Annotated in this window: 19 protein-coding genes; 8 read left to right on the forward strand and 11 right to left on the reverse strand. The window is 59.9% G+C overall.

Features of this window, described 5'->3' with window-relative positions; translation table 11 throughout:
• Positions 1-3: 3 nt before the first annotated feature.
• Positions 4-567, reverse strand: a complete 564-nt coding sequence (locus IPM54_07450; protein ID MBK9259662.1) for a hypothetical protein — start codon at positions 565-567, stop codon at positions 4-6.
• Between the two features lie 158 nt (positions 568-725).
• On the reverse strand, positions 726-2,471 hold the full coding sequence (locus tag IPM54_07455; protein MBK9259663.1) for a phosphoenolpyruvate carboxykinase (GTP): 1,746 nt from the start codon (positions 2,469-2,471) through the stop codon (positions 726-728).
• A gap of 68 nt (positions 2,472-2,539) precedes the next feature.
• Between IPM54_07455 and IPM54_07460 the strand changes: the two genes are divergently transcribed.
• Positions 2,540-3,481, forward strand: coding sequence for a metallophosphoesterase (locus tag IPM54_07460; GenBank protein ID MBK9259664.1), 942 nt, complete (start codon positions 2,540-2,542; stop codon positions 3,479-3,481).
• Between the two features lie 10 nt (positions 3,482-3,491).
• Here the strand turns inward: IPM54_07460 and IPM54_07465 are convergent, their stop codons facing one another.
• From IPM54_07465 to IPM54_07485, 5 genes are all read right to left on the reverse strand, one after another.
• Positions 3,492-5,450 (reverse strand): FTR1 family protein, encoded by a 1,959-nt coding sequence (locus tag IPM54_07465; GenBank protein MBK9259665.1) that lies wholly within the window; start codon positions 5,448-5,450, stop codon positions 3,492-3,494.
• A 48-nt stretch (positions 5,451-5,498) separates the two neighbouring features.
• Positions 5,499-6,446 (reverse strand): GNAT family N-acetyltransferase, encoded by a 948-nt coding sequence (locus tag IPM54_07470; GenBank protein ID MBK9259666.1) that lies wholly within the window; start codon positions 6,444-6,446, stop codon positions 5,499-5,501.
• Positions 6,443-7,642, reverse strand: coding sequence for a hypothetical protein (locus IPM54_07475; GenBank protein MBK9259667.1), 1,200 nt, complete (start codon positions 7,640-7,642; stop codon positions 6,443-6,445). The genes IPM54_07470 and IPM54_07475 overlap by 4 nt, the downstream gene beginning before the upstream one ends.
• Positions 7,639-8,985 (reverse strand): hypothetical protein, encoded by a 1,347-nt coding sequence (locus IPM54_07480; GenBank protein MBK9259668.1) that lies wholly within the window; start codon positions 8,983-8,985, stop codon positions 7,639-7,641. The genes IPM54_07475 and IPM54_07480 overlap by 4 nt, the downstream gene beginning before the upstream one ends.
• Positions 8,986-9,054: 69 nt before the next feature.
• On the reverse strand, positions 9,055-10,800 hold the full coding sequence (locus IPM54_07485) for a peptidase M14 (protein ID MBK9259669.1): 1,746 nt from the start codon (positions 10,798-10,800) through the stop codon (positions 9,055-9,057).
• Between the two features lie 176 nt (positions 10,801-10,976).
• On the opposite strand from IPM54_07485, the gene IPM54_07490 reads away from it, so the two are divergent.
• On the forward strand, positions 10,977-11,582 hold the full coding sequence (locus tag IPM54_07490) for a hypothetical protein (GenBank protein ID MBK9259670.1): 606 nt from the start codon (positions 10,977-10,979) through the stop codon (positions 11,580-11,582).
• 20 nt (positions 11,583-11,602) lie between these two features.
• On the opposite strand, the gene IPM54_07495 is transcribed toward IPM54_07490, so the two are convergent.
• Positions 11,603-13,072 (reverse strand): sigma-54-dependent Fis family transcriptional regulator, encoded by a 1,470-nt coding sequence (locus IPM54_07495; GenBank protein MBK9259671.1) that lies wholly within the window; start codon positions 13,070-13,072, stop codon positions 11,603-11,605.
• 19 nt (positions 13,073-13,091) lie between these two features.
• Entirely contained in the window at positions 13,092-14,585 is a 1,494-nt protein-coding gene (locus IPM54_07500; GenBank protein MBK9259672.1) for a HAMP domain-containing histidine kinase, read from the reverse strand.
• Between the two features lie 406 nt (positions 14,586-14,991).
• On the opposite strand from IPM54_07500, the gene IPM54_07505 reads away from it, so the two are divergent.
• Positions 14,992-16,362, forward strand: a complete 1,371-nt coding sequence (locus tag IPM54_07505) for a SulP family inorganic anion transporter (protein ID MBK9259673.1) — start codon at positions 14,992-14,994, stop codon at positions 16,360-16,362.
• Positions 16,363-16,414: 52 nt separating this feature from the next.
• The gene (locus IPM54_07510) at positions 16,415-16,822 is read left to right on the forward strand and encodes a hypothetical protein (GenBank protein MBK9259674.1); all 408 of its coding nucleotides are present in this window, start codon (positions 16,415-16,417) and stop codon (positions 16,820-16,822) included.
• Here IPM54_07510 and IPM54_07515 read toward each other — a convergent pair.
• The gene (locus tag IPM54_07515) at positions 16,819-18,042 is read right to left on the reverse strand and encodes a hypothetical protein (GenBank protein MBK9259675.1); all 1,224 of its coding nucleotides are present in this window, start codon (positions 18,040-18,042) and stop codon (positions 16,819-16,821) included. The two genes, IPM54_07510 and IPM54_07515, sit on opposite strands and share 4 nt — an antisense overlap.
• 142 nt (positions 18,043-18,184) lie before the next feature.
• On the opposite strand from IPM54_07515, the gene IPM54_07520 reads away from it, so the two are divergent.
• On the forward strand, positions 18,185-21,583 hold the full coding sequence (locus tag IPM54_07520; protein MBK9259676.1) for a serine/threonine protein kinase: 3,399 nt from the start codon (positions 18,185-18,187) through the stop codon (positions 21,581-21,583).
• Positions 21,584-21,591: 8 nt separating this feature from the next.
• Here IPM54_07520 and IPM54_07525 read toward each other — a convergent pair whose 3' ends face one another.
• Positions 21,592-22,587 carry a sigma-70 family RNA polymerase sigma factor gene (locus IPM54_07525; GenBank protein ID MBK9259677.1) on the reverse strand — a complete coding sequence of 332 codons (996 nt, stop codon included), beginning with the start codon at positions 22,585-22,587 and terminating at the stop codon, positions 21,592-21,594.
• Positions 22,588-22,709: 122 nt separating this feature from the next.
• Here IPM54_07525 and IPM54_07530 point away from each other — a divergent pair, with 122 nt between their 5' ends.
• From IPM54_07530 to IPM54_07540, 3 genes are read left to right on the forward strand one after another with little or no spacing between them, the layout of a single operon-like run.
• The gene (locus IPM54_07530) at positions 22,710-23,372 is read left to right on the forward strand and encodes a L,D-transpeptidase family protein (protein ID MBK9259678.1); all 663 of its coding nucleotides are present in this window, start codon (positions 22,710-22,712) and stop codon (positions 23,370-23,372) included.
• Positions 23,373-23,428: 56 nt separating this feature from the next.
• Positions 23,429-23,863: an EVE domain-containing protein gene (locus tag IPM54_07535; GenBank protein MBK9259679.1), complete on the forward strand. Its 435-nt coding sequence runs from the start codon at positions 23,429-23,431 to the stop codon at positions 23,861-23,863.
• 48 nt (positions 23,864-23,911) lie between these two features.
• Positions 23,912-24,676, forward strand: a complete 765-nt coding sequence (locus tag IPM54_07540) for a hypothetical protein (GenBank protein ID MBK9259680.1) — start codon at positions 23,912-23,914, stop codon at positions 24,674-24,676.
• The last annotated feature ends 8 nt before the right edge of the window (positions 24,677-24,684 follow it).

Genomic DNA, 24,684 nt, shown 5'->3' on the forward strand with positions numbered 1-24,684 from the left:
TTCTCAGGCGCGACGCTTGCGCACGACGCGAAGTGGGAATCGAATGAGATCCCCAAAAGGCGCGAAATCCACCTGTCTCGACCGAATGAATCCGTCGAGCGCGACCTCTGCCGTGATGACGAACGCGAGCAGTCGCCGAACTCGATCGGCTCGCAAATCGTTTGCGCCTGAACGACTACGTGCTTCGAGCAGATCCACCGCGCGTTCGAGCCGTGAGCGCACAGATTCGGCGAGAAGCCGTTCACGCTCGGAGAAGACTTTGGAAATCATTTTCCAAAAGTCCGTCTCAGCCTCGAAAAATTCCCTACGCTCACCGGGCTTGAACACGCGCCGCACGACGCCCCACCGCTGAAGCTCGGTGAGAGACATGCTCACGGCGCCGGCGGACAAGCTCAAACGTTCGCCGATGGTCGCCGCGGGCAGTGGTTCCCCTGCGATGAAGAGGATGGTCCACACGCGACCGAGCACGCGACGAAATCCCCAGTGCTCGATGACGTCGCCAATGGCGTCGGCGGCAAGCAGCTCGGCTTCGTCTTCCCCGGTCACGCTGGTCTCACGCTCGGTCATGTCTCGCTGAACTTTCAAAATATTTTGAAAGTACAAGTAGCCGCGAAAGCACAGAGGGTCAAGACGCGACCCCGCGAATTTGCACAGAAAAATTTGCGCGATGATCCGACGCGATGCGGCGTGGAGAGTGGGTTGGGATGAGGCGTGCGCGTGAGGCGCTACTTCTGGAGGTCTGCGCGCAGAGAACGGTGATGGCGCCAAATCTCTTCGGGGATGCGGCCCTCGAACGAGTTGAAGAACGCTTCCTGATCGGCAAGGTCGTCGAGCCACTCGGCGCGATCGATCGCGAACAGTTCGTCCATGGCTCCCGCGGACAAACTCAAACCATCCGTGTCGAGCTCTCCTTGGGCTGGGAAAATTCCAAGCGGCGTTTCGCGTCCTTTGGCCGTGCCGCGAATGCGATCGTGCATCCAGCGGAGCACGCGCAAGTTGTCGCCGAACCCTGGCCAAAGGAACTTGCCCGAGCTGTCTTGGCGGAACCAATTGACGTGAAACACCTTCGGCATGCCCGGCTTGCCGCGCCCTATGTCGAGCCAGTGCGCGAAGTAGTCCGCCATGTTGTATCCACAGAATGGGCGCATCGCCATGGGATCACGACGTACGACACCGACCTTGCCCACGGCTGCGGCGGTCGTCTCCGACGCCATCGATGCGCCAAGATAAACCCCGTGCGACCAATCGCGTGCTTCGTACACCAGAGGCGCGAGTTTGGCGCGACGACCTCCGAAGACGAACGCGCTGATGGGCACACCAGCCGGTTCGTCGATCATCGGTGATACGCACGAGCACTGCTTCGCTGAAACGCAGAAACGGCTGTTCGGATGAGCCGCTGGCGCGCCCGATTGCGGCGTCCACGGTCGCCCTTGCCAGTCGATGAGCGATTGCGGCTGCCCTTCCATGCCTTCCCACCACGGATGACGCTCGGGCGTCATCGCCACGTTCGTGAAGATCGTGTTGTGATGGACCATTTCGAGCGCATGCGGATTCGTCTTGCGCCCCGTGCCAGGTGCAACGCCGAAAAAACCAGCCTCGGGATTGATCGCCCACAATCGACCATCCGCACCGAACCTGAGCCATGCGATGTCATCGCCCACGGTCCAAATCTTCCAGCCTGCTTGGCTCAGAGGCGGCACGAGCATCGCGAGGTTTGTCTTGCCACACGCACTCGGAAACGCTGCGCAGATGTACGTGATCTCCCCCTGCGGATTTTCGAGCCCAAGAATAAGCATGTGCTCGGCAAGCCATCCTTCATTACGGGCCATGGTGCTCGCGATGCGGAGCGCAAAGCACTTCTTACCGAGAAGGGCATTGCCGCCGTATCCGCTACCAATGCTCCAAATGAGGCTTTCTTCAGGGAAATGAAGAATGAAACGACGCTCGGGATCGAGGTCTCCGAGCGAGTGCAATCCACGGCAAAAGTCCGACGAGTTGCCGAGATGATCGAGGGCGACTCGGCCCATGCGCGTCATGATGCGCATGCTCGCGGCGACATACGCACTGTCGGTAATTTCAACACCAACTTTGGACGATGCAGAACCTTCGGGGCCCATCAAATAGGGCACCACGTACATCGTCCGTCCGCGCATCGAGCCGTCGAAAAGCCGCCCGACTTTCTCGCGCGCTTCAGCAGGCGCCATCCAATTGTTCGTGGGTCCTGCATCCTCACGACGTTCCGAGCAAATGAACGTGAGATGTTCGGTACGAGCCACATCCGACGGATGACTGCGATGCAAGAAGCAACCGGGAAATGCGGCTTGATCGAGCTCGTGCAAAGTTCCGTCGGCAAGCATTTGCTGCACGAGTCCGCGGTATTCAGACTCGGATCCGTCACACCACACCACGCGGTCGGGCTGCGTCTTACGTGCGACCTCGTCTACCCACGCGGAAAGCGTCGCATTGTTCATGGGTCGCGAGACTAGCCCCGAGACCCGCATGGCGCTACTTCGGCTTTGGCACGCAACCGCGCACACGCCTGGCAGTCCAAGGCGTGAAACGACGCGGCAAACTGGGGCGTACGACTGAAGTGGGGTATGGTTTCTGCGTGCGACGAAGCGTGGTGCTCCCGGACCGTGGCAAGCTCATCGTGGCCACTGATTTGCAGGGGCATGTGAATGATTTTGACCGTGTTGCAACGGTGTTCGAAGAGGCCGCACAAGGGCCCGACGGAGCCGTCCTGGTCATCACGGGCGATCTGGTCCACGGTCCCGAGCTTGCCGAAGAGGACTGGCCCGAATACCTCGGCAGCTTCTACCATGGCGATTCGGTCGGCGTGCTCGAGCGAGCCCTGGAGCTGCAATCGCGCTACCCGGGACGCGTGCACTACTTGCTCGGCAATCACGAGCACGCCCACATAGGCGGCCCCATCGTCGCCAAGTTTTTTCCGGACGAAGCGCTGCGCCTCGAAGATCTGCTCGGCGCCGAACGCACGCTCGCGATGCGTGAATGGTTCAAAACGTGGCCTTTCGTGGCCCTGGCACCTCAAGCGGGCCTGGTGATGCTGCACGCGGCTCCACACGCGCGCATCACGAGCATCGATGAGCTCGATGCGCTCCAGTTCGACAATTCGAACGGCCTGACGCTCGAAGAAATGGCCGCACGCGGAACGCTGGGAGCACTCCTTTGGGCTCGAACGACTTCATCCGAACGCGCATGGAGTTTTCTGAAGGCCATCCATCCGGACGCGACGGTGGCCGTGTATGGTCACGACGTCGCTCGCTGGGGATTCGCCATCGACCGCGAACCATTGCTTTGTGTATCAACGAGTTTCGGGTGCTTTGACGGGGACAAACTCTATCTCGAGTGGGACCTTGCGGAACCCGCGAAAAATGCGCTCGACGTGGCGCGTCGAGGCTTGCGACCGCTTTACCCCGACGCGCCGCCCGTCCACCGGACGGACATGGACGAACTGATGTAGTGCGTGGTTCCTACGAACGAACCGGCGCTGCGGCGCTGGGATCGCTCGGGCGCTTGTTCCATAGGTACGCACCCACTGCGAGCGCGATGAGGACGAACTGCGCGGCGATCGTTTCGATGGTCGGGTAAAACCCGAGCACGGGGATGCTCGGCACCGGCACTCGATGCGCAGGAGCAGCTCCCGCCATTTGCAGCGCAGCAATGCCCTGCCCCACGAAGATGACCGCGAGCGCGTAAAGCAGGTAGCTCGACACGCGGAAGAACACCTGCGGAGGCGCGAACTTGCCCGCTCGCGTGTAGGCCATGACGAGAACCACGAGCGCCGCGGCACCTACGAGCGCGCCCAACGCGGCAGCAGCAGCACTGCCTCCGGAAGCAAACATCGCCTGGTAAAACAGCACCGTCTCGAACGCTTCGCGATAGGCCGCGAGCAGCGACACGCCAAAGAGCGAAAGAGCCGCTTTTCGAGGCGACACGTGCTCCTTGAGAAACTTCATCCAACGCTGCACTTCGCGTTTCGCGAGCAGCGAATAACTCACGTAGAAGAGCACCGCCGTCGCAAGCAGCGCCGTGATGCCCTCGACCAGCTCGCGGCTCGCACCAGATATCGCAACGAGTCGTTGGGACACCAAGAATGTGAGAATGCCGAGGACAATCGCGACGGCCCATCCCGCATGGATCCAGCGCCGTTTGTCTCGCAAACCCGCCTGCGCTGCGATGCTGAGAAGCGCAGCCACGAGCAGCGCAGCCTCGACGCCTTCACGCAGGACGATCCCTGCGCTCGAGAAAGCGGTCGAGACAAACCCTCCTCCGCGCCGATCGTTGAGCTTGTTTTCTGCAAGCGCAAGCTCCGTGAGCGTCGATCCGATGGACGTGCCCATGTCGCCTGGGGCATCACCACGATCGAGCCCTGCACGTATCGACATGTAGTGTTCTTCGAGCCGCGCAACGATGGCCGGATCGACCGCCTTCAGCGGTGCCTCGACCGGCTCGACGCCTTCGAGGTAACTGTCGATGACAAACCCACGAGCAGCTTCCCGATCGCCACGCAGAATCGCCACGCGAGCACGTTCGAGCTTCGCTCGAGCAAGCGCGAGCGGAGAACGCGCCGCGCGATCCTCGTAGGGCGCCCGCGTGCGCAGATCCGCGAGCACCGCCGGGATGTCCTTCGCCGCAACACCTGCACCTTCGAGCTCCACACGAAGAGAAGCGTCCGATCGCGTAGCGAGCTCCGCGAGCGCATACGTGGGTGAACTGTCGGCAGGCTGTGCCGTGTGCCTCAGCGATACGACGTAAAACGCAAGGTCCCAGCGATCGGCGTCAGTCAACTGGGAAAACGGCACCATCGCCGTGCCCTGCACACCGAAACGCACGGTGTTCGCAACGCGAAACGGCGTCATCGCGTCGGCGATTTCCGGATCCCAAAAGTTCGTCGGCGCAGGCTTCAGAAGCGTCGCTTGAGGCGTGTCGGCTCGTCCGAGCGTGCCATGACAAACTGCGCAGTTTTGCGCGAAGAGCTTCTGACCGCGTTCGAGCACGGGCGCTTGCGCAGGCGCCTCGCTCAACTGATACGCGCCGATGATCGCCTGTCGCGCTGCGGTCGTCGCCGCTTCGACGTCGGACGCGGCGGCCTTTTCGTTGACCAGCTTGCGCACACGCGCAACGAGCGCCGGCACGTCGACGTCCTTCGCCGATGCCGAACGCGCAGGAGCAATCCGTTCGGCAATCTTCGCACCATCGTCGAGCAGCGAGATCTGCTCCTTGTACTCGTCCTCGTTCGTGATGGCCCCGCCCTCGACCGCCACGCCGTAGTCGGCACCGACGTATCCGAGAACGTGCACGAGCCGCTGCGCCTCGATCTCGGGAGCCGCAAGCTCGTCCGCTCGCGCAACGTGCTCGCGCGACAAGATCACGATCGCGAACGCGAACAAGATCGCGAGGATGCGACGAGATGCGAACTTGATATTCATATTCAACAAGACTACTGCCGGGAGTGTGAGGGTGCAAGGGGTCGGGGGTCAAAAGTGATCGAGCGATCCGAAGAAAGTTTGGTGCGGATCGATGGTGCTGATTGGAGCGTTCAGAGGGCACGCCATTGCAATGGTGTCGTGGCGCGGGGTTGCTGTGAATGGCGGAAACGCATGCCAAGGCGAAAGCCATGCGGCAACACGCGGGGCGGATTCACGCTGAGCGATCACGCGAATGGCGCCGAATACGTCGGCTGTCGAAATGCCTGGTGCGGCCCATTCGTCCACCCATAACGTGCGGGATGATGCGTTCACTCCGTCATCCCGAGTTCCGTCGTGAATACCCGCGATCAAGTAACCGACGACGGATCCATTTCGATGCAACATCCAAGCGCAGTCGGCGGTATTGCGATAACGGAAATAACGCAAATGCTCGGGCGTACGCACGATGCGCACGACGCTGGGATCCCACGAAGCTTCGTGCAGGCGAATGATGAGCTCTTCGTCCGCGGCGCCTGCGGGACGTATTTCGAGTGAAGTTGCATCGGGAAAATCAATTGCACTTGCGGCATGCTCGTACGATGGGAGCGCAACGAATCCGAGACGTTCATAATACGCCGTGCCGATTTCCGAATAAAGCAATGCGAGCGCATGTCCCGTCGAGCGCGCATCCTCCAAAAGCCATCGAAGGAGCGTCGCGGCGGCACCTTTTCTTCGAGCATCTTTGCGCGTGTAGACGGCGCCGATGCCAATGGCCGGCACTGGTCCGACTCCAGGCGCGTGAACGACGAGGCCATATCGTTTGATGGACGCGACGAGGCCCGTTTCGTCAACGAGACCCACGTAACGCAAAATGTCCCGCCCCGCGCGGCGCAACTGGTCCTTCGTGCGTTCGATGTGGCCATCGAGCGAAAAGCCCCCGGACCAGATTTCGTGGGTATGCGATGCGGCTTCTGCCACGAGACGCTCATCGAGCTCGGGCACGAACGTATAGGTCACGAAGCCGCAAGCTCCTTGTGGATTTCCGCGGCGACCGCCTGCGTGCCGCGCTCGATTTCATCGGGATAAAGATACGGGGCGGGACCAATTCGCAATAGATCTCTCCGGGAATCCACGAAGATTCCACGTTCGCGAAGGCGGGCCACGACGTCCGATGCTCGAGGACAACGCACTGCAATGAATCCACCACGTCGTTCGTCTTCGCGCGACGTGACGATGCGCTCACCGAGACGAGCGTCATCCAGGAGGGCGATGATGCTACGCGTCTGAGCGAGCGAAATGGCCCGCAAGCGCGCAGGAGTCAAGCCGAAATGATCCCAATGTGCGAGCACTGCCTCTGCTCGGTAAAACGGAGTTGGATCGAAGGTTGCTCCGGAAAAACGGTCTCCACCAGGACCGTATTCGACGCGCCCGGTCCGTTCGCGTTCCAGCGCCGAAAAATCAGCAAACCAGCCTGTATCGAGGGGTCTCAACGTCGAATCCGATGGCACACGCAAAAAACAAATGCCTTCACCCAATTGGGCGTATTTGTATCCACCTGCCGTCACGAAGAGTTTGTCTCGTGCTGATCCCCAATCGAGCGGCACGACATTGAACGCGTGATATGCATCGACAAGGGGCACCGCGCCCACCCTGACCGCACGCGCAACGATGTCACCGAGACGCGGCATCACATAGGCATCCTCGTAAAGCACCGCTGAAAACGCCACGAGCGAGACTCCGGGCACGATGGCTTGGATGAGCCGATCCGCGAGCGATTGGCGATCGGTCGCATCGACCCACACGACGCGCAGACCTTCCTCGGACAAACGGGAAAGCTGGCGATGAAGCGAATGGAATTCGCCCGTCGTCGTGACCACGGTCGGATTGGACGATAGAGGAAAACACGACAGAAGCCGCGTCACCAGCTCGTGTGTGCTTTTGCCGAACGTAATCGCATCATTTGGATCGAAGCCCAACCTGCCGAGAATTCGCTGCCCCACGGACCGCATCTTCGGAAAAACGGCCTGGTACCACTTGTCGTCCACGAAACGAGCGGCATCGTCGTACGCTTCGAGCATCGCGTCACGCGCCACGTCTGGCCACGCTTGATGCGAATGCCCCGACAGAAGGACGCGATCGCCCGTCACGAAGCGACTGTAGGCGCCTCGAAAAGCCTGAAAGTCGAAGCGACCCGCTTGCGGCACTTCATTCATGGCGCAGCCCGTGAAAAGGATGCAGTCATGTTGGTATCGACCGACGTCTCCTGTTTTTCGGACTTCCCATCTGCGTCGATTTTCAATTCAATGGTCATCGACGAATTGATGCTCGTCGAGCCGCTTCGGGGAGCGACATCCGCCGTATCGAAAACCGATTTTCCACTCCCGTTGCACTTGTAGGACACCAGGCGCGCGGCAGTGCCCGGAGGCATCCCCGGCGGATTGACGCCATCTTTGGCCGCGTATTGACGGACAACGGCGTCGAGCGACAGGAGATTCTTGTCGCGCTTTTCCAGCGTAAACGTCGTAATTTGCAATAGATCCGCGCCATTGGCCACGATGCGCGAAAGCACTTCCCACGTCGCCCCTACGCCAATGGGTTCATCCGGCAATGGCGCCGTCATCGATTCGAGCGATTGCGTCATTCCGGACATCATCTGACCCGCCATCGGCGGCAACGACGGAGGCAGCGTCACCTTCACGTCGCGCAAGCGGCCTTTTTCGTCAAGAAAATAATTCATTCCAATGCCCTCGAGCGCCCCGAGCTGGGGGCGTAGGGCCGCCGCAATTTGATCCTGCTGTGCGCCTTTCGGTTCGACCGATACCTTGCGCAATTTGCCATCAATTGGCCAATCGACGCCCGAACGATCCCCCGTCGTGAAATCGAAAAGCAGGTTCATGCGAGGCATGCGCGTCGGCGGCAATTTCATGCCGCCCGCGTCCATGGCCATCTCCAAATCCATCCCCATCTGAAGTGGTTTTGCCGCACCCTTGACCAATGCGTACGACGCCACCGCTCGCGGCGCGGCGCCCGCTTCGAGAAGTTTCACGACCGGGCGATCACCCGCTTTCACGAGTTTGTCCGCTGCACCCTTGGCAAGAATGCCCCTCGGCGCATCGATCTTCGTCGCCTTTGGCGAAACTGCTTTCGGCGCCACGGCGATCGCCTTTGGCGCGTCAGCCTTTGCGGCCGCATCGCCGGGCCCCTTGGCCTTGGCTTCGCCCTTGTCAGGCTCGGCGACCTTCTTTTCCGGCTCTTTCGCCAGCGCCTTGTCGGCCTCGACCTTTTCCGCCGCTGCCTTTTCAGCCTCGACCTTTTCCGCAGCAGCTTTCTCGGCCGCAGCCTTTTCCTCGGCCACCTTCGTTTCGGCCGCTTTGTCGTCTGCAAGCTTCGCTTCCGGCTTGGTTTCGACAGTTGCTGCCTTCGGCTTGTCCGGCTCGAGCGCGGCGGGTTTGTCCGATTGCGCGCACGCGGGCGCAAGAAGAGAAAAGACCAACCCCGCACGAAGCGCGAGACGACGCGTGAGGAGCGAACGACCAAAGAATTCGGAGGATGACATGCGTGGCAGGGCTTTAGCGCAAGTTCGAGACGGATTCTAGAAAGTTTGCGATCGAAATCGCGACAGGCATCATTTCACGTCGAGCTTCACTTCGACCATGCCGACGCGGGGACATCCCGTCTGAATGACGACGGTGCCTTTTCCACGTACGACCCAGCGCACTCGGCGGCGGCGTGCAGCTCCGCCCGAACGCGGAAACCCTGGCGTGCTCATCACGTCCACCGCTCCCCAACCTTCGAGATGCCCGACGAGAAATTCGTGGTCATCGCCCACCAGGTGCATGTTTTCACCAAGCGCAATTCGCGCGCGCACCGGGTCGTTCCACGCAAGCGGTTTTGCCGACGATAATATGAACGTAGGCAAATATCCGAGGTTTTCGACGATGGCCGAAACCTCCCACACGTCACCTTCGATATGTGAAGCCCGAGCATCCGTGAGCCGCAAGCTCGGACTCAATGCGGCGATACGAAAGAAAAACCTCGATTGCCGTTCGCACACTTCCGAAAGCCGTTCGGGCGGCGGATTCCAAATGCCAAACCGCGGGTCGTGTCCTCCAATTTCGACCGGACCGAGCTGCGGATGGTCGAACGAGCGCCAGGGCCCGAGAATCCTGCTCTTGTTATGATCGCGATCCCATTCGGCCATCTTGATGGCATCTTCGCGACTGCGCCGTTGGTAATTCCAAACGAAGGGCCGAATGACGGGCAAACCTGCTTGCTTCCAAAAGTCCCATATTTCACACACCAGCGCCACGGCGCCGCGTTGCGCATACGCGTAGGCGACTTCATCACCGCACAGTGGTTTTTCTGCCTCGTACAAAAATTCCTCGTAACCACTGACCATGGGATATCCACCGATTTTATCGCCCCAAGTTTCGATTTGTCGGTACAGCGACAAGTCGCGCGGATCCATTTTGCTGTCGGGTTTGTCCCCGGCAGGACGAATGTACACGCCGCCGAAACAATGGAGGTTGAGCCAAGCAAAAATGTTCGGGTGTTTCGACGTAAATTCGACGATCGCGCGAGATTCCGGCTCGCTCGTCGCATATTCCCCAGCTCCTTTTTGATGAGGTTCGGGCGCCCATTGATAGGGGAAATTGCGGTTCATGTCGATCGCATTGTCCGAAAGATAGTCGGGAGCGGGAATGGTAAAACCGTCCCAATGCTCGATCGTCCCCTCGGGATAAATAGTATAAAATGGCCCAGCGTCTTCGACACGCCTCGGCAACATCAGATTCGGAACCTCGGCCGAAGCCACGAAATCCCCGGCAGGATCCTCGCGACGCATCGAAAGCGCTATGCCGTCGCCATCCACGTCCACCATGCGCCAAAATGGTTCACCTCGACCCATTCGTTCGTCGCGCGGATTCGACCGCACGTAGCCAGCTTTCCCGAGCGCATGCTCGGCACCGTCCGGACACATCCTTGGCAAAACATAAAACGTGACGTCACGCCGGAGAAGCTCGCGCATGTGCGGCGGAAAATCATGCAATGGATCATCAGCAAGAACGAGATTCCGCAGCGCGTCCTCCGCTATCGCGAGCGCAACGCTCGAACCCGCCAGCTCAACCGCATGCATGTTGCCATCAACCCAGACGGCAGGCCCGTCGCCATCCGGTGATCGCCCAATCGCGAGCAGCCACAAGTCGCGTCCTTCCGGAGTTTTACCGATGCTTCGCAACCGTACGAATTTCGGAAACGTTTCAGCCCACGCATGAACAATCCGAGTAAGCTCGTCGTACGTGACGTACCGCGATCGAAACCCCTCGGACATCTGCTCGAACCGCTCACGCATGTCGGTGCTCTTCGTGGACATGCGCGACACCTTTGCAAACGAGCTTGCAGCGCGCAAGTGTCGATAGGATGCGGCGGTCAATAAATGAATGCGCCGTCACGTCCAGAAAAGATGGGCCGCCGTCGAAACAACGTGAGAAACCTCACGCACCACGATCCTCAATGACAAGCAGGCAGCCAATCGGGTAGCCTGCGTGCATGCATAAGCTCTGGACGCTCTTCGTACCATTCACATTGAGCTTCATTGGCTGTGGTGGCGCAGCGGTCGTTGCGCCACCCCCCGCCGACGTGCCAACGGAAGCCGGCGACAAAACGACGTCGCTCCCGGCGGTCGGACCGACGGATGGAGTCGCGTGCGTCGGCACGATCGATGCCTTGCCCGACGGCGCAAAAGAAGTCACCGACGAGCCATTCGCTCAAGCTGCAATCGATGCAACGGGCAAAGGCAAATTGTGCATGGCGCGGGTATTCGAAGCGTTGAAGCCTTTGAAAGTGTATCGAGTGTGGAACAGCCAAAAAACATACACGGAGTTCGGGAGTTGGTGGTCGTTTGCAAAGCCCGTCGGGCCGGTGGAGACATATCGCGAGCAAAACGCAATTTGTCCCGAATGGAGTGATTTGGATCGGGTCACGGTGTGCGAAATCAAAGTAGGCGCGCGGTTCGCCGTGGGGCCGGGGCAAAGCGCTGCGTGCGAAACGGCCAAGTACGAGAAATCAGCCGTAAATCAGGTATTCATCCCGAATGACACGCGGGAAAACAGAGTTTTCGTCGAGCACTGTGAACAGCTCGGCGCGTTTCCTTGACAGCCCGTCGAACGCGCTCGTCATCCTTTGAATTCCGCCGCGGATATCCCGTGTTTGCGCAGTAAGTCGTGGAAATCAGTGCGATTTCGTCCAGCGAGTTTCGCTGCCGCGCTCACATTGCCCCCAGCTCGACGCAACGCTTCGATGAGATAAGCGCGTTCGAAGGAATCGCGCGCCGCACGAAGGGGCGGCAAGGGCGCATCGGATCCCGATAGTCCTGCAAGAGATCCCGGCCCGTCCTCGTCGAGTGAACCCGCTGATTCCGTCGTTTTTCCCAATGTCGGAACTTTCGCGGGAGGCGACATGATGGCTGCAAGCTCGCGGACGCGAACCCGTTCGTCCTGACAAAGCAAAATTGCGCCCTCCAAGACATTGGCAAGTTCGCGGACGTTTCCTGGCCAAGGATGGTCCATGAGCACGCGTAATGCATCTGGAGACAAATGCGGCTCGCGCAAACCATAACGAGCTGCTGCGCGACGCAAGAACATTTCCGCGAGGAGCGGTATGTCCTCCGGTCGATCTCGCAGCGGCGGCATGACGATGGGGACGACGTGCAAACGATAAAAAAGATCCTCTCGGAAACGGCCGGCAGTGACTTCAGCCCGCAAATCGCGATTCGTGGCCGCGACGATTCGGACGTCGATGTCCTCTTCCACGGACGAACCGACCTTGGCAATACGTTTTTCCTGAAGAACTCGCAAAAGTTTGACCTGCACGGCCTGCGGAGCTTCCCCGATTTCGTCGAGTAAGAGCGTGCCTCCATTGGCCGCGGCAAAGAGCCCCTCCTTGTCGCGACTCGCCCCGGTAAATGCACCTCGAACGTGCCCGAACAATTCACTTTCCAAAAGCTCGGAAGGGAGTGCTCCACAGTTGATTGCAATGAAAGGGCGAGATCTTCGCGGGGAGAGCGCGTGAATCGAACGAGCCGCAAGCTCCTTGCCCGTCCCCGATTCACCGAGCAAAAGCACGGTCGCATCGGCAGGAGCCACGCGCGTGATGCGTTCGCGAACCGCGGCGATGACTTCGCTCGTCCCGAGGAGCCGATTGTCTTGGCTCGCATCGCCGACGATACGACGAAGACCGGCTACTTCGCGTTTCAATCGGCCGCTCTCGATGGCGTGCGCAAGCTTTTGGAGCAGCTCGTAATCCTGAAATGGTTTTGTCAGAAATCCATAAGCTCCACGTTGCATCGCTTCCACGGCCGTTTCGATGGTTCCGTGAGCCGTCAAAATCACGACCGGCACATCGGGAGAGCGCTTCTGCACCTCGCTCAGCACTTCCAATCCATCGCCGTCTTCGAGACGTAAATCGAGAATCATGGCGTCGATGCTCGCCTGTTCGAGCGCTTCGGGTACGCCTTTCGCGGACAGCTCCGTGGTGACGCGGTAACCGTGGTGCTCGAGACGATACGCAAGGAGCTCGCAAAGGTGAGGCTCGTCGTCGACGACCAGAATGTGCGGGCGGGCTGCGATCTCGGCGTCGTTCGTCATGGCTCGAGCCCTCCTTGTATCACGAAGCGGGCACGTTCGCCTCCGTCAACGATGCTGGGGCTTCAAGGGGTAACCAAATGTGGAATTCTGCGCCTTTCGTAGCACCGTCGCTGGCCACGATGTCTCCACCGTGCGCGCGAGCGATCTCTCTGGCAAGCGCCAAACCGAGACCGATTCCAACGCGTTTGGGCGAGCTGTCCAATCCTTGCGTGACGAAAGCATTGAACAGGATGTCACGAATTTCTGATGGAATGCCCGGACCTTCGTCTTTGACCGTAATTTTCGCCCAAGGTCCGTGGTTTCCGTCCGGCCCTTCGGCAAGAATGTCGCGGCGCACCAATACGCGCTGACCTTTTTTCGAAACCGAAACGGCATTTCGCACGACATTGGCAATGGCACGTTCGAGGAGAACGGTATCGAGAAGCGCTGGCGGAGCCTGCCCGGAAATATCGACTTCGATGTTCACGCCCTGCTCCCGCGCTTCGATTTCCTCGTCACGCACCGCGCTCCAACAGACTTCGTCCACGGATGCCCCCGCATTACGCTGAATCGGGACACCTGCACGCAATCGCGACAGATCGAGCAGTGTCGTCACGGTACGAATCTCGCGCTCGCATGCGACCTGAGCAATCTGCACGATGCGTTGCTGGCGATCGGCCAGTTTGCCCCCGACACCGTCGGCCAAGAGTCCAAGAGCCTCACGAATTTTCGTGAGCGGCGTGCGCATTTCGTGCGAGACCGAAGCCAAAAAGCCTTGCTTCAATGATTCCAGCTCCGACAAACGGCGCCGCATGGCGTCCATTTCAGCGGCCAATTCCCGCACTTCGCGCGGACCTTCCGCCGCAATTTCGACGGTGAAATCACCCTGCCCCACCCGGCGCGCGCTGGATGAAAGCGATGCCAATGGAGACGCGACCGTTCGCGCAATGCGCTGCGCCAACCATGCGGCCGTGAGAAATGCAATCAATGCGAGGACAATGCCGCCCGAGAGCGCCGAGGCACTGGCGATACGAACTTCCTCGTCTTTGCGTAACGTCGCCGAATGCAAATCGAACATGCGCGAGATCCACGCATCGGTGAGCTTTTCATCGAGAAGCTCGCGCTCGCGCTGGGTCGTGGTGGAAAGAAGAAACTGACACGTATCCGCCTGTACGACGCGTGAGGCAAGTGAGACATAGCCACGAATCGGCGTGAGAATGGTTTCGCTGGCCGACGTGCCGGATGACGCGAGAAGGTTTTCGAGCTCGGTCAAGCGTTGCTTGATGGCACTGGTTGCAACCGCCGACGATTCTCCGTTCTTGCACCGCTCCGCTCCGTGGCGCATGGCAACTTCCACCGCCCACGCCGTGCGGTGAATCGTTTCTTCGAGCCCGAGCGCACCGAGCTCTGCGTCGCGAACTTCTTTGAGAGACGACGTGACTCGGGCGAGCGAAAGAAGCACGACGACGAGAGCGCAAGCGACGACGGCGACGGGAAGCGTGTGAGACAAAACGAGGCGCGAGACGAGGCGCATGAAGTGCTCCGAGGAAGAAACGTTTGCCGAAGATTCGGCACATCGTTCCGCGGAGCATTAGGACACATGAATCGAAGAAATGCATCCATTGAATGAAATGAAGTGCAGCACGGACGTCTTCGAGCCACCGTAGGCAAACGCCGACATCGTCGGAAATTACCGTCACTCAGCGTCGGAGAATCCCGACAGGCACTGAACTGCGTGGCGACTTCATCGAAGCGACGCTGCGGCGGCACATTGGCACACTACGTGAAGGGGATGGTCACCGTCCCAATTGAAGAATGGCGCTGGAAGATCAGCGTTTCGTGTTCTCCACAATATAATCGCGGGTCGAAACGGGTTTTTCGCTCTGCAACATCGAGGTGTCGTCGTGGACGTCGTGGCACAAGCACAACCGCCGACTGTAATGGAGCGTTTACGCGGCTTCATGGCATTGATCGATAACCGCTTCGAGGATCTCGATCGGAAAACGTGGAAAACCACTGTCTATCGCGATTTCAGCGCTGGTCTCGTAGTGGCGCTTACCGCAATTCCGATGGCGATGGGGTTTGCCATGGCCATGGGATTGCGTCCGGAGCAAGGCATCATCGCAGGTGCTCTTGCGTGCATCGTGGGCCGAACGTTTGGTGGATCAAAATACCAAGTTTATGGTCCGACCGCCGCGTTCATTCCCGTCGTCGCGGGGCTCATGAACAAATACGGTGAGTCTTCCGGCGGCACGTTTGCATCGGCGCACGGGTTTTTGGTGCTCGCGTCGATCATCGCGGGCATCATTCTGATGATCTGCGGCATGCTCGGTCTTGGCAAACACGCGAAGCTCGTGCCTCCGTCGATCGTCGTGGGATTCACGGTCGGAATTGCTGTTTCGATTGCGCTGTCGAACGGAAGCGAAGCGCTTGGAATGGCAAGCGTCTCTGGCGGCCTGGTGAAAAAGGTCGTAGCCATGGTGTCGAACATCGGTTCGGCGAATCTTTGGGCGCTCGTGTTGGCAGCGGTCACGTTCTTCATGACGCGGCTTCTGCTAAAAGTATCCATTTTCATTCCGGCGCCACTTTTGGCGCTCGGGGCGTGCACGCTCGTCACCGCGACGGTGCTGAGTGGCCAGGGCATTGCGCTCGTAGGCGATCGTTACGGCAGCATTCCGAATAACTTCTTCGTGTTCACCGGACCTTCGCTTCCCGGTACGTCGCTCGCCGTATTCGCCGATCTCGCGTACTTCGTGATAGCGATCGTCTTCGTTTCGGGCGTCGAAAGCCTTCTGTGTTCGTCGATGGCCGATCGTCTCGCGAACAACAAGAAAACGCCGTTCAATCCCGATAAAGAATTCTGGGGCCAAGGGCTCGTACAGATCATCACCCCACTCGTGAATGGTTTTCCCTGCACGGGCGCGCTGGCGCGCACCGCAACGAGCATCAAGGCAGGCGCAGTGACGCCGCTCGCGGGTTACTTCAAGGGCGTTTTGAAGCTCGCAATGGCCTACTTCATGGCGCCGTACCTCGAGAAAGTTCCCATGGCGTGCATTGCGGGCATTCTCTTGTGGGTCGCGTCGAACATGATCAAGAAGCATGAAATCAAGGAAGTCATGACCCAGGGCCGATTCCATACGGGCGTGATGATTTTCACCGCCGTGATGGTGCCGGTCACCGACTTCTTGACCGGCGTGATTTCGGCGCTCGTCGTGCACTTCGCCCTGCGCAGGTTCTTCGAGCAACCGGCGAGCAAGGAGAGCTCGATCATTCCCGTAGGCGCGGAACAAGTCGGCGCCGACGCTGAGTGATTTCGGCGTGTTCGTCAAATAAGGTTTTTCCTGCATAACAGCGGGGGTTTCCATGGCAACGAGCTACCAAACAGCGGATCGCATGACGTTCGGCCGAGCCGACGTCGCATCTGACGCGGACGTCGACGTTCCGATTTCACAGGGAGTGATTGCACGTGCGACACAAGCCCACGACCACGAGGTCTACCGAGCGCGCGTCGTCTCGGCGATAGCATTCCTCGTAGCGACCGCGCTGGCAGTCGGCACGGATGGTGCCACGCCAAACGCCATGCTCGGGTTTCTTGCAATCTCGATCGCGAGCGCCTTGTCGAGCAAGCCACTCGCACGTCATCGATTTCGCACAGAAATCGACAACCACATGCGAGGCACAGGGCTTTCTGCAAACGATGCCGACAAGCTCGCGCGGTCAATCACAGCCAAGTGGATGGCCGACCACGAGGGCCGCGCGAAGCGGCCCTAGTTCAAGCCCTTGATGCGGAAAATCAGCGCGTGGCTGACGTCTTTCGCGTCTTTGGGCGCATTCTCCGGCTTCTTCTCCTTGTGCGACACGGCCATGTACATGGCGCCTTTGGCTGATACGATGGCAACGGGCCAAGGGTAGAAAACACCAAGCAAATCGCTGAGCTCCACGGTGTCGATCATGGTGCCCTTATTCGGGTCCCACGCCGACAACCTGCGGCAATTCGAGTCGAGCAGGCACAATCCAGCCGCACACTTTTCCGTGCTCGCAGCCCAGCAAATATCCTCGCCGTCTTTGACGTTCTTTTCCCTGTCGCGATCACGGCCGAGTTTGACCTTGAGCTTACCGTCGGGTGAATGGATGCCCAAGTAATGGCTTCCCCAAATCGTCATGTGCACCAAGTAGTCCTTGCCCCACGGGCGAACGGATTGCACATTGTATTTTTCTGGATTTTTGCCTTTTTCTGGCTTTGGGGCTACCCAACCCTTGTATTTCCAGTCGGTTTCTTTGCATTCGGCGGCGACGTCGATTTTACGAATCTCGTCGGCAAAATGGTCAAAGCCGAGTTTTCCGTCTGGAAACAAATCGTCGACGTTGCAATCGATTGATTCGAACTTTCCACCGAGGTATTTATGGATTTTGCCACGACCGAGACCGACGAGCGTTCCATCGTCGAGCATCGTGATGCGGTCGAGCTCCGTTGGAAATTGTAAAATGCCTTTTTCGCCAAATGCTGCATCGATGGCCAATTTGCATATTTCCCCCGCTTCGGGTACGTAGCGACGGACCTTCTTTTCGTGGTCGAATACGTACAGCGCACCATCCGGAGCGGCAACGAGCCCTCGAATGGCATCGCTGAACCATTCGTGTTTCATTTCGGAAACGGTCGTGTCGAGCAGGCATGCTTCGGCCGAGACCTCTTTTCCACCGATCGCAACTTTTTCGCGGTCTTCTGCTCGATCGATTTCGATGTTCGGCAAGGCAAACCTTTCCTTCGGTGGCGTAGGTTCAACCTTGGCCGGCGCGGTCTTGTCGACGGATGCGTCGCTCTTCGCTTCCCCCACATCAGGCGTCTCTTCTTCGACGGTCACTGCTGGCTTCGTTTCGGCCACAGGTGTCTTCGTAGTTTCACCCGCACCTCCACATCCCGCGACGGCACCCGCTCCGACGACGGCAAACAAACACATGAGCATCCCGCAATGACGAAAACGAGACAACATCCGAAATCCTCCTGGGCGCACCTCAAAATGAAGCTGCGAATTGCGTCGAACGCTACAGGTTGCGCCTGTCGTCCGCAACCGCCCTGAAAACGTTTGCTCATTTCGCCATTTCGCGAAAGCATGCCGACGCGAGCCAGAGGACATGCGCGCACGCGCCGACTTTCTAGAAGGACTACTCGAACTGCACATGCAGCCGGACGCACGCGCACGACGCGTGGTTTTTCGGCAAAGCATCACCTCGCTCGCGATCGAAGCGTCGACCGATGGCCCACCGCCACTCGATGGATTGCGCCCCGAAGCGCTGCTCGAAAGCATTCGTGCCGCACTGAAAGACGGACTTTTCGACGACTTGAGCTGGCTTGCGCCACCCGCTGCCGCAGTCGCGCTTTACGAGATCACAGGAGCGCTGCCGCTCGGTCCGGAACGACGCGATCTCGGCAGGCGCGTGGTGTCGCAACTTTACGATGGAGACGCAGCGACCTTCGTTGCGCTCGCGACACGCATGGCTCTTGGCAATGCACGCGCGCTCGATGGTGCCCCCGTACGCGCTCGCATCGCACTCGCTTTGCAGCTCGGAAGCAACGTCGACGTGCCCGTCGATCCGCTCGCGTTTGCTCTCGTTTCACGCCGCGAGCTCGCTCGAGACTGGGTAGGCACCGCTGCCACCGGATCGCTGCCCGAACGGCGTCTAGCCGCTCGCCTTCTCGAACGTGCGTGTCGTGAAGCTGCGCGGCGAGCGAGCCAAGGTGACGACGACGCCTTGCGACTGTTCCGCGGTATCGGTTCGAGCAGCGCACCGATCAATCGGAATTCTCCGCTCTCCGACGTCGTTTGCGACGCATACCGACGGCTGCTCACCGATCGCGAAACACTCGTCTGGCGTCATGCTTCCGTTGCACGCGGACTCCTTTCCGGTGTCATCCCGAGTCTTCGCGAAGAGATCCGTGGGATGCTCGGGACAAACCTTTCACCAACCGAGTGGCGACGCGCTGCGACGTCGCTCGTCGCGAGCATCGCGTTCGATCCGCAAGAGGGCCTCGCTGCGTGCAAGGATCTGCTCGCATCGAACCTCGTGCGCAAAGATCCCGGCATTCCGATGGCCATGATTTGGGGTTTGCCCCGGGCCATCGATGCCGAGCCAGAAGCGGCCGAAACGCTGCTCGATGCGATCGCCGAGGCACATCCGATCATCATCGCCGACGGCCTCATCGAGCTCAACGCTGAGCTTGGAACGGCGTTCGGCGCGCGCGCTCGCACGACATGCATTCAAGCGCTGTCGCAAAGCCTGACGTTGCCACAAGACGACGATGGCCTCACCGCGCTTGGCCAGTGCATGCTGCGCGACTTGGAAGGTCACGAGCCTTCGGAGCTCGCTGCTGCCGTGCGTAGTGCCGTTGCAGCGTTCGTGGAAATTGGTTGTCGAGAAGCTGCTGCTCTCGCGCTGACGGCAATCGAACATGCGTCGAGCACGCTCGATGCCCTCGAAGTTCTTGGAGCAACGACCGCGGGAGACACGACGCGAGCGAGCATGTCGCGTCGCACGGCGGCGCGTCTTCTGCGCGAGCTCGACATGAATCTGTACGAGTCGGGCTTGCTCCGCAGCCTGGTGCTGCTCGAGCGGCGCACGGGCGGAAACGACAGTGGTGCGGCACTCGGGCTCGATCAGGTCGATGACCGCGTGACGCGATGGTTGCTTCGCGTCGAGGCGGCTTCACGTCGCGAAGGAGGCGCCGCTCATCTCACGTTTCACCAGAGAAACCTGCGCACACTTCTGCACGTCGTCGATGGTGAAGCGACGGACGGAACGGATGAAGAGAACCGCGGTCGAGGCAAGTTGCGGCTGCTCGAGACATGCGACGTTCTGACGCGCCGCCTTGCCGCCGAAGCCGCGTCGCCGCTGCGTCGTGCCGTCGCCGCGACGGTTGCGCGCGCATTCGACGCGCTCGTGCGAGCCAACGCCGTCGATGCTGCCGATGCACTGCTCTACGCCTCCATGCGCACGGGCGATCGCGGAACGCTCGAGGTCATCGCAGAAGCGAGCGTCCATCCGGATGTGCGCGAGCTCTTCGCATGTTTTGGCAAGTTCACGGCGGCGCTTCGTCCCGAGCAGCTCGGCAACGATCCGACGATCCGCGTCGACGCTGCACATTCAGCGCTCACGAAGTTCATTTCCGAACTACCCGCAGGCACGTCGCAACGCATCGAAGGGCTTCGCTCAGCGCTCAGCCGGCTCGCTCGAAGCCTCGACGCCGTGCGCAGCGCGCGTGCTCTCGCGCCGCTCGCCGATGCAACAGGCAAGGAGGGCTCGCCCCTCGCCGCACTCGAGGATGCGCTTTCGACGTTGTCCCGACTCACTTCGGGTGCACTTCGTCGCTTCTCGTATACCGACGACGATGAAGCTCCGGCGTCCGTGGCGTTCAGCGGCGAAAGCCTCGCAACGATCGTCGGCATGGCTCGCGATGGCAGTGCTGCACCGAATCTGGAAGTTTCGATTGACAAACTCGTGACAACGGCAAGCTCGGGGCTGCCGGGTGCAATTGCCCAGGCTACGGCGATCGTCCTTCGCCGACTGTTGACGCTACCGAGCCAACCAGCGATCGTCATCGCGCGCCCGTACATCGACGCGCTCACGGCCGAAGCTCCCCTCCCTGCGTGGCTTCCACCGCATCGAATGGTGGGCGGATTTTATGTGCACCGTCGTTTGGGCGGCGGATCGCTCGGCAGCGTGTTCGTCGTATCACGCGCCGAAGAGCGGCACGATCCGAATGCAGAGAAGTTTGCGCTCAAAGTACCCGACTACGATGCGACCGCGGCGCGTAGCGTCTCCGAATCGGAATTTTTGAAGCTGTTTCGTCAAGAAGCGGGCGCGCTGTTGTCGCTACCCGACCACATCAATCTTCCGCGTTTCGTAACCTTCGATGCAGGTGCGCGGCCGAAGCCGATTCTCGTCATGGAGCTCATCGATGGCATTCGTTGCGAGCATTTGATCGACAATCGGCATTTGAACGTCGAAACGACGTTGGTCTTGTTGGACGGGATCCTCGCGGGCCTCGAGGCGATGCATTCGGAAAAAATTGGCCACCTCGACCTCAAGCCTTCGAATGTGGTTTTACGTGCTGGAACCGAACCGGTGCTCGTGGATTTCGGTTTGGCAGGACGACAGATTCGTCCAGGATGTGCAACGGCGGCTTATGGCGCGCCCGAAGTTTGGGGCGCCGCGCCCGATGGCGCCGTCGCAACACCCATGACCGCCGACATCTACAGTTTCGGCTGCTTGGCCTACGAAATACTCTCCGGCAACATGCTTTTCGATGCGTCGAGCGACGCGGCCATGATCACCGTGCACGTGTCTCACGACGGTTTGCCGCAAAAGATTCGGCGCATCACGAGCGGCCGGCTCGCGTCACTCGGCATGTTCCTATTTCAATGTTTGCGGCACAATCCGAATGATCGGACGTCGGCGACGGGCCTGCGCGCGGTGTTGCGTCGTATTGCCCCAGAGCTCCAACGCTGCACGTGGCCGATCATCGAAGAAGAATAATTTCGAGATTATTTCTTTTCGAATCCGCCCTTTTTCTGAAAAACTGGTTTTTCCTCGAACGTGGGCTCATCGAGCTTCCCTTTCGGGCTCGGCTTCGGCCTCGATTTCGGCACTGGCCCGACGTTCGTCTGCACCGGTGCAGGTTTGGCCTTCAGATCGGTGCTCTTCGGATCGCTCTTCGAATCAGGACTGTTTTCGAGTTTCTCCGAAGTGGTCGGCGCCGGTGTGGGCTGCGGTTCACGCGCCAAATTCGCTTTCTTTCGAGCCCAAACGACATCTTGCGCCATATCGCCGGCCGGATCGAGCTGCTTGGCTTCGTCGAGCCCCTTCAAGCAACGGTCGTAAGCGCCCTCGTCGCACGACTTGATCGCTTCGGCTCGCAAAAGCTTCGCCCGTTCGAGCGCATCATTACGCAAAGGTTCTGCCGTCACGTCCGGCTTCACGATTTCGGGACCATCAGGAGTTTGTCGCAGAATGCGCCAGAGCACCAATGCCAGCACGCCCAGCGCCGCAACCGCCGCGAGCTCCGCGATCCATCGCTCCTTCATCCATCGCCGCATACGCGACACGCGCTGACGCACGCGCGCCGCGGGCACGCGCTCGTCTGCCGCGATATTTTCGAGCTTCTCCCCTTCACCTTCGCGCGCCATCCACGAGAGCGTCTTCTGGGCCTCTTCCGTCGTCGGCGCCTGCTTTTCAGCCCAGCGCAAAAGCGACTCTTCTTCCACGGGCGGCGGGTTCGCTACGAGCTCCGGAGGGTCACCAACTTCTTCACGCGACGTTCGCCTGTGCGCATCGACGACCTTGTGCCGCGCAATTCCAAGCAAGTACTTGCGCAGCTCTTCCTTTTCGCTCGGAAGGTTCTTCGCGACGAGCGCATCGCATAGGACGGTTTGCACGATGTCGTCCGCATCGGCTGCAGATACGCGCCGCTTGACGAAATCGAGCAGGAACCGCCGCAGCTCGGGATCCGCCAGAAGCTCGTCGACCTTCGGTGCGTCCATCGGCATCGGGCTGCTCATCGACCCCTCATCGGAGAACGTATCCGGAATGTGACACCCTCGAAAATTATTTTTTTGAGGAGTTGACCTCGTCACGATCTCCGCACCTCGCTCGACACCCGAGCATGAAACACATTGTCACGCTCCTCGTGCTCGCGTTCGTGTTCATGGCATCTCCTTCGCCAGGTGCTCCGCGAGCGAAGAAAACCAAGCTCCACTCGGCGAAAACGTCTCTCGTTCATGCCGCAACGACGAAGAGCAAAGCGAAGCGCAAGCCGAAGCGGGTTGCTTCGCTCGAGGCTTCGTCCATCGAAAAGTCGAAGTCGAAGAGCGACAAACGTGACGAGGACAAAGTGACGCTCGTTCGTATCGACAAGAGCGATCACAAGCTCGAAGTCGTCGCGGGAAACCGCGTGCTCAAGACATATCGCGTTGCGATCGGAATCGGAGGACTTGGGCCGAAGCAGTTCGAGGGCGACATGACGACACCCGTCGGCCGTTATCACGTAACGACGCGTTTTCGCCCGCTCTATCATCAGTTCATCGGCGTCAGCTATCCGAACGACGACGATCGAACACGATATGCCGCCTTGAAGCGACAGGGCAAGGTGCCTCCGGGACGCGGCGTCGGACACGGCATCGGCATTCACGGCGTCGGATCACGCAAGCTGAGTGGCATTCACAAGCAAGAGGACTGGACGCACGGGTGCATCGCGATGGACGACGATGAAATCGACGAGTTCGGGCTCCTGGTTCCCGAAGGTACGCCGATCGACATCGTCGACTGAAAAGTGGAAAAGGGTTGGTTCTCGAGTGCGCGGGGATGTATCGTCGCGACGAACGAATGCCAAAAAACCATTGGCTCGTGAAGAGCGAGCCCAACAAATACTCGTTCGCACAGTTGGTCGCGGACAAACGCACCATGTGGGAGGGCGTGCGGAACTACGAAGCTCGCGGCAGTTTACGCGCGATGAAAGAGGGTGACTTGATCCTCTTTTACCACTCGAACGAAGGCAAAGCGGTGGTGGGCATCGCGCGAGTGGCACGTGAAGCGTATCCCGATCCTACGAGTCCGGAAGAAGATTGGAGCGCAATCGACATCGAGCCGATCGCGCCGCTGAAGTCTCCTGTTGATCTCGAGGTCATTCGTGCCGATCCGGCGCTCTCCGACATCGCGCTGATCAAGCGGTCACGTCTGAGCGTAGTGCCGGTGTCGAAAGAGCATTTCGACCACATTCTCGCTTTGGGCAAAACAAAACTAGCGCGCAAATATCTCTGATTGTCGTGCGCACTTGACTCGCGCGCCGCTTAGCGAGACGTTGCCGGCGTGACTCGTTCGACATCGCGCCCGTGGCTCCCCATCGCCGCCCTTGCTGCTCCTCTGTTTGGTTGTTCTGGCCCGCCCGTGCCGTCGGTGCTCAAAGGTGAACCCGTCTGTGCCGACTACAGCATCGGCGCTTCGGGGGCCAAACTCCGCGGTGGACTGCGCTTCCCGGTACGCCTGACGATCCTCGACGACGACGATCCCGTGTCGAAGGTGCTCGTCTACGGCAAGCGATCCGAGAGCGATCCGAGTCCAAAAACGGCGTTGCCGGACAAGGACGCCGAATACAAAGTCGAGTGGGCTCAGTGCGCGAACGAGCACGCGACGGTGGCGGTCAATGCGCCAAAGGCGAAGTCGCTCCGCACTGAATCGACGACAGCGTACGACTGCGGTGAGGCCGTGCCTTACAAGACCGCAACGCTGGTGACGAAGAAGGGTGATCTCGCTTCGCACGTGCTCACATTCGAGGCGCCTCCGAAGCCCGAATGCTGGCAGGACGCGAAGCCTGAAGAAGCGGTTGACGCGGGCGCGCCCGATGCGGCCCCAGCGGCCGACGCTGCAGACGCAGGCGTCGAAGATGCTGATGTCGCCGACTCGAGTGCCGCGGACGCCGAAGCATCGGATGCGCAGGCCCCTGACGCCGAAGCGCCGGATGCGGCTCCAGCAAAGGAAAGCGGGGACAAACCCGCAGACAAACCCCAAGAGAAGGCTGCGGACAAACCCGCGGACAAACCGGAAGAGAAGAAGGACGACAAGGCGGCGAAGTAAGAATCGTT

The sequence above is a fragment of the Polyangiaceae bacterium genome, from assembly GCA_016715885.1.
Classification (GTDB): domain Bacteria; phylum Myxococcota_A; class Polyangia; order Polyangiales; family Polyangiaceae; genus Polyangium.